The sequence below is a fragment of the Pseudomonas sp. TR47 genome, assembly GCF_044143025.1.
GTDB lineage: Bacteria > Pseudomonadota > Gammaproteobacteria > Pseudomonadales > Pseudomonadaceae > Aquipseudomonas > Aquipseudomonas putida_E.
The window spans coordinates 57,694-69,480 of sequence record NZ_JBHFCS010000017.1 but is presented as its reverse complement, the minus strand read 5'-3'; the positions used below and the strand labels follow the sequence as shown (position 1 = coordinate 69,480).

General features: G+C 63.0%; 13 protein-coding genes. 7 read left to right on the top strand and 6 right to left on the bottom strand.

The genetic code is table 11. From position 1 onward, the window contains the following. The first annotated feature begins 89 nt into the window (after nucleotides 1–89). The 5 genes from ACEWE8_RS17970 (at nucleotide 90) to ACEWE8_RS17950 (ending at nucleotide 5,397) form a co-directional block, all read left to right on the top strand. Complete coding sequence (locus ACEWE8_RS17970) at nucleotides 90–1,136, top strand: diguanylate cyclase (RefSeq protein WP_046786381.1); 1,047 nt, start codon at nucleotides 90–92, stop codon at nucleotides 1,134–1,136. A 308-nt stretch (nucleotides 1,137–1,444) separates the two neighbouring features. Next, nucleotides 1,445–2,854 carry a circularly permuted type 2 ATP-grasp protein gene (locus tag ACEWE8_RS17965; protein WP_012314860.1) on the top strand — a complete coding sequence of 470 codons (1,410 nt, stop codon included), beginning with the start codon at nucleotides 1,445–1,447 and terminating at the stop codon, nucleotides 2,852–2,854. Nucleotides 2,855–2,857: 3 nt separating this feature from the next. After that, nucleotides 2,858–3,808 (top strand): alpha-E domain-containing protein, encoded by a 951-nt coding sequence (locus ACEWE8_RS17960; RefSeq protein WP_046785840.1) that lies wholly within the window; start codon nucleotides 2,858–2,860, stop codon nucleotides 3,806–3,808. Further along, nucleotides 3,805–4,584, top strand: coding sequence for a transglutaminase family protein (locus ACEWE8_RS17955; RefSeq protein WP_046785839.1), 780 nt, complete (start codon nucleotides 3,805–3,807; stop codon nucleotides 4,582–4,584). Before ACEWE8_RS17960 ends, ACEWE8_RS17955 begins: the two co-directional genes overlap by 4 nt. A 78-nt stretch (nucleotides 4,585–4,662) precedes the next feature. Continuing rightward, nucleotides 4,663–5,397, top strand: a complete 735-nt coding sequence (locus ACEWE8_RS17950) for a peptidase (protein ID WP_046785838.1) — start codon at nucleotides 4,663–4,665, stop codon at nucleotides 5,395–5,397. Between the two features lie 18 nt (nucleotides 5,398–5,415). Here the strand turns inward: ACEWE8_RS17950 and ACEWE8_RS17945 are convergent, their stop codons facing one another. Next, the gene (locus ACEWE8_RS17945) at nucleotides 5,416–5,976 is read right to left on the bottom strand and encodes a hypothetical protein (protein ID WP_046785837.1); all 561 of its coding nucleotides are present in this window, start codon (nucleotides 5,974–5,976) and stop codon (nucleotides 5,416–5,418) included. A 114-nt stretch (nucleotides 5,977–6,090) separates the two neighbouring features. Between ACEWE8_RS17945 and ACEWE8_RS17940 the strand changes: the two genes are divergently transcribed. Both ACEWE8_RS17940 and chrA read left to right on the top strand, forming a co-directional pair. Next, nucleotides 6,091–6,399 (top strand): hypothetical protein, encoded by a 309-nt coding sequence (locus ACEWE8_RS17940; RefSeq protein ID WP_052750418.1) that lies wholly within the window; start codon nucleotides 6,091–6,093, stop codon nucleotides 6,397–6,399. Between the two features lie 48 nt (nucleotides 6,400–6,447). After that, nucleotides 6,448–7,674 (top strand): chromate efflux transporter, encoded by a 1,227-nt coding sequence (chrA, locus tag ACEWE8_RS17935; RefSeq protein WP_046785836.1) that lies wholly within the window; start codon nucleotides 6,448–6,450, stop codon nucleotides 7,672–7,674. On the opposite strand, the gene ACEWE8_RS17930 is transcribed toward chrA, so the two are convergent. Genes ACEWE8_RS17930 through ACEWE8_RS17910 form a run of 5 tightly spaced genes read right to left on the bottom strand, consistent with a single transcriptional unit; the run spans nucleotide 7,649 to nucleotide 11,786 of the window. Continuing rightward, nucleotides 7,649–9,013, bottom strand: coding sequence for a sensor histidine kinase (locus tag ACEWE8_RS17930; protein ID WP_046785835.1), 1,365 nt, complete (start codon nucleotides 9,011–9,013; stop codon nucleotides 7,649–7,651). The genes chrA and ACEWE8_RS17930 overlap by 26 nt on opposite strands. After that, complete coding sequence (locus tag ACEWE8_RS17925) at nucleotides 9,010–9,672, bottom strand: response regulator (protein ID WP_046785834.1); 663 nt, start codon at nucleotides 9,670–9,672, stop codon at nucleotides 9,010–9,012. The genes ACEWE8_RS17930 and ACEWE8_RS17925 overlap by 4 nt, the downstream gene beginning before the upstream one ends. Nucleotides 9,673–9,674: 2 nt before the next feature. Continuing rightward, on the bottom strand, nucleotides 9,675–10,316 hold the full coding sequence (locus tag ACEWE8_RS17920; protein WP_046785833.1) for a hypothetical protein: 642 nt from the start codon (nucleotides 10,314–10,316) through the stop codon (nucleotides 9,675–9,677). Then, a complete protein-coding gene (locus ACEWE8_RS17915) occupies nucleotides 10,313–11,119 on the bottom strand; it encodes an SDR family oxidoreductase (protein ID WP_046785832.1) in 807 nt (268 codons plus the stop codon). Before ACEWE8_RS17915 ends, ACEWE8_RS17920 begins: the two co-directional genes overlap by 4 nt. After that, a complete protein-coding gene (locus ACEWE8_RS17910) occupies nucleotides 11,106–11,786 on the bottom strand; it encodes a TenA family transcriptional regulator (RefSeq protein ID WP_046785831.1) in 681 nt (226 codons plus the stop codon). Before ACEWE8_RS17910 ends, ACEWE8_RS17915 begins: the two co-directional genes overlap by 14 nt. Nucleotide 11,787 lies beyond the last annotated feature (1 nt).

Genomic DNA, 11,787 nt, shown 5'->3' with positions numbered 1-11,787 from the left:
CCATGACAGAGCTCAATCCTGGCGATGAAATAGCGCACTGTGTAAGGACGGACCGCCTGCACCAGCTGTTCGTCCAGTCGGCGCCCGCTGTGCTTGGCAGCTTCCTGGCTGCCGCAATGCTGTGCTGGTTGGGCTGGGAGCGTTTCGACCAGCAAAAAGTGGCCGCCTGGATGACGGTATTGAGCCTGTCGACGGCCCTGCGCACCGCCATGTTCGTCGCCTATCTGCGGGCACCGGCCAACCAGCGCACGGCCGAACGCTGGGAGTGGCGCTACTGGGCCACCCTGGCGCTGTCGGCGGCAGTCTGGGGCTTGGGCGCACTGGCTGTGATGCCTGCCGACGACCTGCTGGGGCAGGCATTGATCATGCTGTTTGCCGTGGGCATGTCTGTCAGCGCAGTCTCGTGTTACTCCTCGTACCGCAACATGACCCTGGTATCGATCGCTTTGGTGCTGCTGCCCAGCACCGGCTGGCTGCTGCTGCAGCCATCCGCGCTGCAGCAGGGGATCGCTCTGGCGGTGCTGGTGTTCGCTTCGTTCGTCGTCAATGCGACGAACAGCCTGTCTTCAGCGCTGGTGACCGCCTGGCGCCTGAAGCACGAAATGGAACGCGCACACCGGCTTGCCATCGTGGCCTCGTGCACGGACGAACTGACCGGTCTGAACAATCGCCGTGCCTTTTTTGACTGTGCCTTGGCGCAGCACACCTTGTGCAAGGAGGGGCAGACGTATGTAGCCGTGCTGATGCTGGACGTCGATCATTTCAAACAGATCAACGATACCGCCGGGCATGCGGCGGGCGACCAGGTGCTGCAACGGATCGGTGCAGCCATCAGCGCCAGCCTGCGTGACGACGACATCGCCGGCAGGCTGGGCGGCGAGGAGTTCGCCATCCTGCTGCCCGATACGCCTCTGGTCACTGCCAGCGAGATTGCCGAGCGCCTGCGGGCCCTGATCGCAATGCTGAACGTCGACACGCAATTCGCGGTTACCGCCAGCATAGGCCTGGCCTTCGCCAAAGCACCCGCCAGTGAACTCGATGCGTTGCTCAGCAGCGCCGACAAGGCCATGTACCGTGCCAAGGCATCGGGCCGTAACCGGGTGACGATCGTCGACCATGTGCATGCCGCCGCCTGATGGCACGGCTGGCCTTACGTACTCATCGCTTGCCCTGATTTGGTTCGACTTTTTCACCAAGCCAAGTCCTGCACCCATTTGATGCAGTGAGCCCCTGCCTTCGCTGCGGCTGATCTACGCAAAACTCCGACAATTCGCCTGATTCCGTCGTTTTATTGATATCAAAAAGCGCTCTCTCGCTTTTTCAGAGCCATTTTTCTTCCTGCCCCTTGCGCCCTGCCCGTTCCGGCATTGTCATTGCAAAGCTCCAGTGGATCGCTTGGCAAGCGAGAAACGAAACTGCCGACGAGTCGTGGCAAGGAGTGGGTATGTCCCGGGCTTTTTTCAACGAAATGTATGAGGCAAACGGAAGTTGCCGCCCGCACTATCAGGAGTTCGCCCGCTGGCTGGCGAACACACCGCTGGAACTGTTGGAACAACGCCGGCACGAAGCCGACCTGCTGTTCCACCGGGCCGGTATCACCTTCACCCTGTACGGTGACCAGCAGGACACCGAGCGGCTGATCCCCTTCGACATCATCCCGCGCAGCATCCGCGCCAGCGAATGGCGCATCGTCGAACGCGGGTGTATTCAGCGGGTTCAGGCGCTGAACCTGTTCCTCCAGGACATCTACCACGATCAGCGCATTCTCAAGGCAGGCATCATTCCGCCCGAGCAAGTGCTGGCCAACGAGGGTTACCAGGTCGCCATGCAAGGCCTGAACCTGCACCGGGGGCTGTACGCGCATATCGCCGGTGTCGATCTGGTACGCGACAGTGATGGTACGTATTACGTACTGGAAGACAACCTGCGCACGCCCAGCGGCGTCAGCTACATGCTCGAAGACCGCAAGATGATGATGCGCCTGTTCCCCGAACTGTTCGCCGCCCAGCGCATCGCCCCGATCGACCACTACCCCAACCTGCTGCTCGACACACTCAAGAGTGCCAGCCCGCTGGACAACCCGACCGCCGTGGTGCTTACCCCGGGGCGCTTCAACAGCGCCTACTTCGAGCATGCGTTCCTGGCGCGGGAGATGGGCATCGAGCTGGTCGAAGGCGCCGACCTGTTCGTGCGCAACGACCACCTCTACATGCGCACCACCGCAGGCCCGCAGCAAGTGGACGTGATCTACCGCCGCCTGGATGACGAATACCTCGACCCGCTGTCGTTCAACCCTGATTCGATGCTGGGCGTACCTGGGCTGATCTCGGTGTACCGGGCAGGCAACGTGGTGCTGGCCAACGCGGTGGGTACAGGCGTTGCCGACGACAAGTCGATCTACCCCTACGTTGACGAGATGATCCGCTTTTACCTGAGCGAGGAGCCGATCCTGAAGAACGTGCCCACCTGGCAATGCCGCAAGCCGCAGGACCTGTCCCACGTCCTGGCGCACCTGCCCGAGCTGGTGGTCAAGGAAACCCAAGGTTCCGGCGGCTACGGCATGCTGGTCGGCCCCGCCGCAACCGCTGCGCAGATCGAGGATTTCCGCGCCCGCATCAAGGCGCGCCCGCACGCCTACATCGCCCAGCCCACGCTGTGCCTGTCCACCTGCCCGACCTTCGTTGAAAGCGGCATCGCGCCGCGCCACATCGACCTGCGCCCGTTTGTACTGTCAGGCAGCGAAACGCGCCTGGTGCCCGGCGGCCTGACCCGCGTTGCCCTGCAGGAAGGCTCGCTGGTGGTCAACTCGTCGCAGGGCGGCGGCACCAAGGACACCTGGGTGGTGGAGGACTGAGCCATGCTTTCGAGAACCGCTTCCGACCTGTACTGGATGTCCCGCTACCTGGAGCGCGCCGAAAACCTCGCGCGCATGCTCGAGGTCAGCTACTCGCTGTCGCTGATGCCGCAAGACGGCCGCTCCGATGGCCACGCGGAGCTTGCCATGTCGCTGCTGGCCTCCGGTACGCTGGACGATTACATCCGCAAGCACTCCGAGCTGGACACCGAGCGCATGCTGCACTTCTTTGCGCTGGACGCGAACAACCCCAGCAGCATCTATTGCTGCCTGCAGGCGGCGCGCACCAACGCGCATGCGGTGCGCGGGCGAATAACCGCCGACATGTGGGAAAACATCAACGCCACCTGGATCGAAATGCGCAACATCGCCAGCAATGGCCTTGGGCGCTATGGCATCAGCCAGTTCTGCGACTGGGTCAAGGAACGCTCCCACCTGTTCCGCGGCGCGACCTCCGGCACCATCATGCGCAACGATGCCTACAGCTTCATTCGCCTTGGTACCTTTCTTGAGCGGGCGGACAACACCCTGCGCCTGCTCGATGCACGCTACGAAATGTTCGGGGAAACCTCCGAGGAAGTCAGCGACGACTCTGCAAGGGGTTACTACCAGTGGAGCGCCTTGTTGCGCGCACTGACCTCCTACGAAGCGTTCAACGAAATCTACCGCAATGCGCCCAGCGCACGCCCGGTGTCGGAGCTGTTGCTGCTGCGCGTTGACGTGCCGCGTTCGCTGCATGCGTGCATCGAAGAGCTCGACCAGATCCTCGCCGGCCTGCCTGGCACTACCGGCCGCCCTGCACAACGGATGGCTGCCGAACTCAACGCGCGACTGCGCTACACCGCCATCGACGAGATTCTCGAAGCCGGGCTGCACCTGTGGCTGACCGACTTCATCGGCCGCATCCATCAATTGGGCCAGACCGTCCACAATTCCTATCTGGAGGTCGTATGAAACTGTCCATCCGCCACGACACCACCTACAGCTATGCCAGTGACGTGTGCAACAGCATCCAGTTCCTGCGCCTGACACCGCGCAGCAGCGAGCGTCAGCGCATCCTCGAATGGCAACTGGACCTGCCTTGCAAGGTGAACAGCCAGATCGACCCGTATGGCAATATCCTGCACGTACTGACCCTGGAAAAACCCCATGGCCACCTCGCCCTTACCGCCAGTGGCCAGGTAGAAATCGACCCGGACTGCGAACACGAGGCCGGCGGCCAGTCGCCCCTGCCTTTCCTGCGCAGCAGCCACCTCACCCAGGCCAGTGACGCACTCATGGCCTTCGCCGCCCAGCAGTGCGGCGAGCGCCGCGACAGGGGCGCGCTGACCGCACTTATGCAAGGCCTGGCCGACCATATGCCCTACAGCCCAGGTGCTACCTCCGTGGGCACCACCGCGAGTGAGTCATTTGCCGGCGGTGCCGGGGTGTGCCAGGACCATACCCACGCGTTCCTGGCCTGCGCCCGCAGCCTCGGCATCCCGGCACGCTACGTGTCGGGCTACCTGTGTACCGAAGACGAAACCCACCTGGCCAGCCACGCCTGGGCCGAAGCCTGGATCGATGAAGCCTGGTACAGCTTCGACGTCACCAACCGCCTCACCCGGCCCGAACGGCATCTGAAGCTGGCGGTAGGCCTGGATTACCTCGACGCCTGCCCGGTCCGGGGCGTGCGCCGCGGTGGCGGCGTCGAATCCATGCAGGCAAGCGTCCACGTACACCGCCAGTAATCACCTGGCGCAACTCAAGCGGGCCCCGTCGTGCCATGCGCGGCGGGGCCGCTCCATTCCAGGAACAAGGTAAACAGCATGACCTACTGCGTCGCTATGCACTTGGCGGACGGGCTGGTATTCATCTGCGACTCACGCACCAATGCCGGTATCGACCAGATATCCACGTTTCGCAAGCTGTTCGTTTTCAGCGTGCCGGGGGACCGGCTGATCGTCCTGCAGACCGCCGGCAACCTTGCCACCTCGCAATCGGTGGTCAACCTGCTTGAACAACGCAGCCGAGGCACCGGCACCCACCTGCTGAACGTCGGCACGCTCTACGATGCAACGGTGCTGGTGGCCGAAACCCTTCGCGAAGTCATTACCCGTGACCGCAGCAAGCTGACGGCCCAGATCGACCTGAGCGCCTCGTTCACGGTGGGCGGCCAGATCGCGGGCAGCGCCATGGGCATCTACAACGTCTACGCCCAAGGCAACTTCTTCCAGGCAACGCCAGACACACCCTTCCTGCAATTGGGCGAGAGCAAGTACGGCAGGCCGATTCTCGACCGCAACCTCACCTACGACACCCCCTTGGACGAAGCACTGCGCTGCGGTTTGATCTCATTCGACTCCACCATCCGCAGCAACCTGTCGGTCGGGATGCCACTGGACCTGTTGGTGTATGGCAAGGACAGCCTAAAGGCCAGGGAGCCGGTGCGCATCCATCAAGACGACCCCTACTACAGCCACATCCGCAAACAATGGAGCGACGGTTTGAAAAGCCTGCTGGGCGAGCTGACGCCGCCACCGCCGGGGTTCATGGCCGAATGAGCCGGGGCCTTCCCTCGGTCACGCCAGTAGCGATATCACCAGGTCCGCAATATTGATAGGCACGAATGCCACGGTCAGCAGGGCATAGGCCTTGCGCGAGCGGGCTGCAAACACACACAGCGGGATCACGATCATGATCACGTCAAAGGCACCCCAAAGCGCCATGGGCGAAACGCCGAACAACAGAACGTTGACGATGAAGCCAAGCAGGTAATAGCCCGACAGAAACAGCAGCGCGTATCGGCCATCCTGCTCGAAATACACGCGAAGCCCTTCGAGTTCGTCCTCGCTCCGGCTGGGCAACATCAGCGCCGAGGAAACGAACAGCGAAAGCGCCAGCAGCACCAGCAGCAAAAATTCCTGGAACGAGAAGGTCGCCCTTATTTGCGGCAGCGTATTGACCGCCCACCAGAAATCCATCTGTGTGGTGAAGAGCATGACCGCCCAGACCAGGGCAACCCAATCGGGGGCAGCGCTGCGGCGAATGCGGAAGACGGTCAGCGCGCCCAGAAGCAGGCGGGTGACGGATAAACCCAATATCATCGATAAGACAGTGGCGACGATTGGGAAATTGCTCATGCTACCTCCTGTAAGCCATTGCTCTGGCAAGCGTAGCCGGGCAGCAGCGATTCTCGAAAAATACCTGCCTGACCGGCTATTCTCTTCTCTGCCCTATCGACCGAGGTCACCGTCATGAAGCGCAACTACCTGGCTGGTGCTGTGCTGTTGTTGTTCGCCACAGCGGCCAGCTCAGCAGATCAGGGTGCCAACACCGCGGCGGTGCCCGGCACTGCCAAGGCCCGCAATGCCTGCCTGGACGAGGTCGCGAAAATAACCGGTATGGCACGCAACACGCTATCGGTGATCGAAGTGCTGACCAGCGAAGCGGGCATCGGCGTGAATATCCAGGTACCCGGCGCGCAAGCGCCATGGTCATGCCTGGCCGATGCCAATGGCAAGTTACAAGGCGCCAGTTACACCGGGTCGGAAGGCAAGCTCTGATCTGCGTACCCTCTTGCACCTCAACGGCAATACTTCAAGGAGCCTGCATTGTCAGAACGCAGTAACAGCGCCGTGACCTCTTGCGACTCTGCCTGGTCGGTATTTCTGGTGTTCTTGCGCCTGGGGCTGACCTCTTTCGGTGGCCCCATTGCGCACCTGGGCTACTTTCGCGAAGCGTTGGTAACCCGCCGCCAATGGCTCAGTGAACGCAGTTATGCCGAGCTGGTCGCCCTGTGCCAGCTGCTTCCCGGGCCGGCGAGCAGCCAGGTCGGCATAGGCCTGGGCCTCTCACGCGCTGGTTTAGCGGGCGCTGTGGCAGCGTGGGCAGGCTTCACATTGCCATCGGCCATCATCCTGGTTCTGTTTGCTCAGGGCATCTGGGCATGGGGAGGAGCCGTCTCTGGTGGTTTGCTGCACGGCCTGAAGATCGTCGCAGTCGCTGTTGTCGCGCAGGCAGTGTGGGGCATGGCACACAGCCTTTGCACCGATGGTCCGCGCGTGACCATCGCCCTGTTCGCCGCCTGCGCTGCGCTTGTGTGGCCCACTGCAATGGGACAGATAGGCGTGATTGTGTGTTCTGCCGTCGCAGGCTTGCTGCTGTTCAAGTCCACCCCGCCTCCAGCAGGGGAGAAACTGCCGTTTTCAGTCAGCCGCAAAACCGGCCTGATCGCGCTGACAGTGTTCTTTGGTCTGTTGCTCGGCCTGCCGCTGATGGCCCACTTCTGGCCGTCGCAGGCCATGGCGATGGTGAACGCCTTCTACAGTGCAGGCTCACTGGTCTTCGGGGGCGGGCATGTGGTTCTGCCGCTGCTGCAGTCGGCGACAGTACCCAATGGCTGGGTCGCCAATGACACCTTCCTGGCGGGTTATGGTTTGGCGCAGGCCGTACCCGGCCCCCTCTTCACGTTTGCAGCATTTTTGGGGGCGTCCATGAGCGTGCAGCCATCCGGCTGGGTGGGCGCGACTGTCTGCATTCTCGCCATTTTCACCCCCTCCTTCCTGCTGGTGATCGGCGTATTGCCCTTTTGGCAAAAACTGCGGCACAGCGCTCGTAGCCAGGCCGCGCTGGGTGGTGTAAACGCAGGCGTAGTGGGGCTGCTGTTAGCCGCCTTGTACCACCCGGTCTGGACGAGCGCCATTGCCAAGCCATCGGACTTCGCTTTTGCGCTGACCGCCCTCGTGGCCCTGATGTTCTGGAAGATGCCCCCCTGGCTGGTTGTGCTGGGTTGCGGCCTCTTTGGCTGGCTGCTTACTGCAACGCAAACGTCAGGGTAGCTGCCAGCCCGCCACTGGCCCTGTTTTCAAGGCGTACCTGCCCGCCCATCCGCTCGACGATGGTAGCCACGATCGAGAGGCCAAGCCCTGCTCCATTGGGGCTGTTGCGGCTATAGAAGCGCTCGAACACCCGCCCAAGATTCGCCTCGTCGATACCCGGCCCTTCATCTTCGACAACCAGTTCGAAGCGATTGGCCAGGCGCCTGAGTGATACGGTGATGCGCCCGCCCGGCGGTGAGTGCTCCACTGCATTGGAAACCAGGTTCTGCAAGGCGATGCCCAGCGCACCGGCATCGATCATCAGGCCATGGTCACCTTCACTGATATCCAGCGAAGGCTCCAGGCCGCGATCCAGTATCCAGGGCGTGAGATCCGCCAGCACATCGGTGACCACTTCACCCAGGTCGACAAGGGTGGTGGGACGCTGACCGAGGCGCGGCTCGACGCGGGCGAGGGTCAGCAACTGGTTGACCACCCGAGTCAGCCGGTCCACGCCGCCAATCAGAAAACCCAGGGCTTTCTGGCGCTCGGCATCGGTACTGGCGGCCTGGGCGTTTTGCGCATGCAGGCGCAGGATCGCCAGCGGGGTGCGCATCTCATGGGCGGCGTCGGCAATGAAGCGATGCTCGCGCCGCAGCAGGTCCTCGATCTGCGCTAGCAGGCGGTTGATGGCCGCCTGCATGGGCTCGAGCTCGGTCGGCAACGGCACCAGTTGCAGCGGTTCGAGGGAGTCGGCATGGCGCGCGCGAATCACATCGGCCATGTTCTGCAACGGGCGCAATCCCCAGCCGATAGCTGCCCAGACCAGCAGCGCCAGGCCCAGGCTGCCAAGCAGAAACGGGAACAGGGTATGGCGTACGATGCGGTCGATCAGGTCGTAACGCACATCGTCGCGCTCACCCACCCAGATCACCCACTGCTTTTCGGGCACCGGTAGAACGAAGCCGCGCCATTGTTCGCCGCCGCTGGCGAAATCATAAAAGCCCGGGGCCGTGGGCGGTGGGTCGAGCGTCGGCGCACTGGGCGTGTGCACCAGCAGCCGTGCTCCATCACCCCATACCTGGAACGCCAGCTTGCTTTCATAGGGGTGGCCCACGCGATGGCGTCCGGCCTTGCCCAGCGCCTCGTTGAACGCCCGATAAAGCTTTTCGCGGTTGCCATCCTGCACCGGCAGGTTCATCACCCCCTGCAACAGCCGGGCATTCTGAGCCATGTGGGCATCGTAGACTTCGTTGATCTCGCGCCGGCTGTCGTGATAGTTGTACAGCGCCAACAAGCCGGTGCCGAGCAGCATCAGCGCCATCACCCGCCACAGCGTACGCTGGCGCAGTGAGCTCATAGCTTGCCCTCGACCAGATAACCGATACCGCGCACCGTGCGGATCAGGCCGTTGAACAGCTTCTTGCGCAGGTGATAGATGTTCACCTCCAGCGTGTTGCTCTCAGGCTCCTCGTCCCAGCCATACAGCAGCTGGGTCAGCCGCTCACGGGTGAACACCTTGCCCGGTTGCGCCAGCAACTCGTGCAGCAGCCGGTACTCCTTGGGCGTCAGTACCACAGGCACACCGTTGTAGTGCACCTGCTGAGTGGCGGGGTCCAGGCTCACGCCCGCGTGCTCGATGAGCACCGTGGCCCGCCCGGCGCTGCGCCTGAGCAAGGCGCGCAGGCGGGCCTTGAGCTCGTTGAGGTCGAAAGGCTTGACCAGGTAATCGTCGGCGCCGGCATCCAGGCCAGTGATGCGGTCTTCGGTTGCATCGCGCGCGGTAAGGATCAGAACCGGCAGGCTGTCGCCCCCCGCCCTCAACCGGCGCAGCAACTCGATGCCACCCAACCGCGGCAGCCCGAGGTCGAGGATCACCAGGTCGAATGCTTCGTGTTGCAGGGCATGCAGCCCGCTCAGGCCATCGCGCAACCAGTCGAGGGTATAGCCCTCCTGGCGCAACCCGTCGCAGATCCCCTCACCCAGAGCGGTATCATCCTCAACCAGTAGCAGCCGCATGTTCAGTCCTGTTTGTCCTTGATGGCCTTGAGTAAAGCATCGATATCGCCACGCCGGCCCTGGTCGGCCAGCTCGCGCCCCGGGCGTGGTGGAGCCTGGCGGGCTTTTTCCAGGGCTGCAGTGGCCTGTGCGTAGCGTTTTTGGCGGAACAGATGATCGGCCCAGAAGTAATTGCTGTCGATACCATTGGGGTTGATTTGCAGCGCCTTGCGCAACAAGGTGTCGGCCTTTTCGCTGTCACCAAAACCGATAGGCCAGCCAGGCACTTGGTCATACAAGGTACCCAGGCTGGTATACGCCGAGCCCTGCAGGGCACTGGGGTCGAGTTTGATCGCCTCTTCCAGGCTGGCCTTGGCCGACTTGACCTTGCCCAGCGCCCCCAGCCCGCCAGTGGCACCCGCCCAACTGCTGTTGATGATGCCCTCCCAGATCAAAGGTTCGGCCGAGCCCGGGTGCTGATGAACGAGTATGGAGGCGTCGGCTGCCAGTTTCTCGAACGCATCGGCGCGCTTGCCTTCAGGCGTCTGGTACTGAATCTGCGCCCAGCGCTGCTGCAGGTTGGCCAATTGTTGGCTACCCGCCTGGTCCAGCGCCCAGGTGAGCGGTGCGAACGCCAGCAGGCCTGCGATGAACAGACGTTTCATTTGATCGACTCCTTGGAATGGCTCGCGATATAACGATGGATCACCGGTAGTTGCTTGCGCAGCGCACGGTCGACCACGCCGGGCAACATGCCGTTGATGCGCACGAAGAGCTTTTCCGGCCAGCCCAGGTAAAGCTCGCTGCGTTCTGATTGCACGGCCTTGAGCACGGCGCGGGCCACATCCGCCGGGTCGTCCATGCCGACCTTCAGCGCCTGGTTGAGCGCCGTGGCGGCGGTGCTGTTCATCGCGGTGCGGGTTGCCCGGGGTGCGGCGTACATGACATTCACCGAGGTATCGGCCAGCTCGCGGCGCAGCGCCTCAGAAAAACCGCGCAGGGCAAACTTGCTGGCGCAGTAGGTGGCATAACCGGGGTAACCGATCGAGCCGTAGGTGGAGCCGACGTTGACCACCAGCGCCCGGGGTTGCGCGCGCAGCAGCGGCAGGCATACACGCGTCAGTTGCACAGCGGCTTTGAGGTTGATGTCCAGCAGCTCGTCCAGCGCCTGCTCGTCAATCTGCTCGAGCAGGGCAAAGCGGTTCACGCCCGCGGCATTGATCAGGACATTGACCCCACCCATCTCCCGGGCACGGGCAAGCACCTGCTCACGCCCCTCATGGCTGCGCAGGTCGGCCGACTGCCAAAGCAGCCTGCCCTGGTAACGGTTCATCAGGCCGGCGAGTTTGCCCATCTGCCGGCTCACCGCCAGTACCCGGGCACCGGCTGCGCACAACTGTTCGGCCAGCTCCAGGCCGATGCCGCCGCTGGCGCCGGTGAGTATCACCACACACTCAGGCAAGCGCATGACGCACCTCTTGCAGGCCCGCACGCGGCAGCCCCTGGAACATGTCGGTATACAGGCGGTAAACCACTTTGGCCGCATGAATCACAGCCCGCTGGTCATCAGCATCATCAAGGCGGTCCATCAGCCGCTTGTAGGTGACCATGTGGTCCTGGTCCAGCGCGCCATGGGAGCTGAGGTAGCTGAAGGCCCGGTCCGGCAGCGCCAAAGTGCTCTGGATCGTGCCGGCGGCTTGGGTGGCCAGGGCAATGCTGGTGCCTTCGAGCACGTTGACCATGCCAAACAGCCCGACCGGGTTGCCCCGGGCGATCACGTCATAAAGGTAGGCGACCATCAGCTCGATCGGCAGTGCCGGCCGACCGTCACGCACCGCTTGCCAGTCGCCACCGCAGGCCTTGATGTCATCGAGGATCCACTGCTCGTGGCCGTACTCCTCCTCGATGTATTCGCACACGGCGCCGCGCAGCCATTCCAGGCGCGAAGGCAGGCGCGCGCCGCACGCCATCATCAGCGGCACGGTATGGCGCACATGGTGGTAGGCCTGGGTCAGGAAGGCCACATAGCTGTCGAGGCTGACGTGCCCCGCCAACGCATCGCGTATGACCGGCACGGCGAACAGGGCCTGACGCTCCTGGGTGGTTTGCAGTTGCAGCGTGTCAAAAAAGGACATG

Bases quoted from the DNA above. Each gene is read 5' to 3' on its own strand.
- ACEWE8_RS17965 (WP_012314860.1), top strand. From the start codon at position 1,445: ATGTCCCGGGCTTTTTTCAACGAAATGTATGAGGCAAACGGAAGTTGC.
- ACEWE8_RS17960 (WP_046785840.1), top strand. From the start codon at position 2,858: ATGCTTTCGAGAACCGCTTCCGACCTGTACTGGATGTCCCGCTACCTG.
- ACEWE8_RS17955 (WP_046785839.1), top strand. From the start codon at position 3,805: ATGAAACTGTCCATCCGCCACGACACCACCTACAGCTATGCCAGTGAC.
- ACEWE8_RS17950 (WP_046785838.1), top strand. From the start codon at position 4,663: ATGACCTACTGCGTCGCTATGCACTTGGCGGACGGGCTGGTATTCATC.
- ACEWE8_RS17945 (WP_046785837.1), bottom strand. From the start codon at position 5,976: ATGAGCAATTTCCCAATCGTCGCCACTGTCTTATCGATGATATTGGGT.
- ACEWE8_RS17940 (WP_052750418.1), top strand. From the start codon at position 6,091: ATGAAGCGCAACTACCTGGCTGGTGCTGTGCTGTTGTTGTTCGCCACA.
- ACEWE8_RS17930 (WP_046785835.1), bottom strand. From the start codon at position 9,013: ATGAGCTCACTGCGCCAGCGTACGCTGTGGCGGGTGATGGCGCTGATG.
- ACEWE8_RS17925 (WP_046785834.1), bottom strand. From the start codon at position 9,672: ATGCGGCTGCTACTGGTTGAGGATGATACCGCTCTGGGTGAGGGGATC.
- ACEWE8_RS17920 (WP_046785833.1), bottom strand. From the start codon at position 10,316: ATGAAACGTCTGTTCATCGCAGGCCTGCTGGCGTTCGCACCGCTCACC.
- ACEWE8_RS17915 (WP_046785832.1), bottom strand. From the start codon at position 11,119: ATGCGCTTGCCTGAGTGTGTGGTGATACTCACCGGCGCCAGCGGCGGC.
- ACEWE8_RS17910 (WP_046785831.1), bottom strand. From the start codon at position 11,786: ATGTCCTTTTTTGACACGCTGCAACTGCAAACCACCCAGGAGCGTCAG.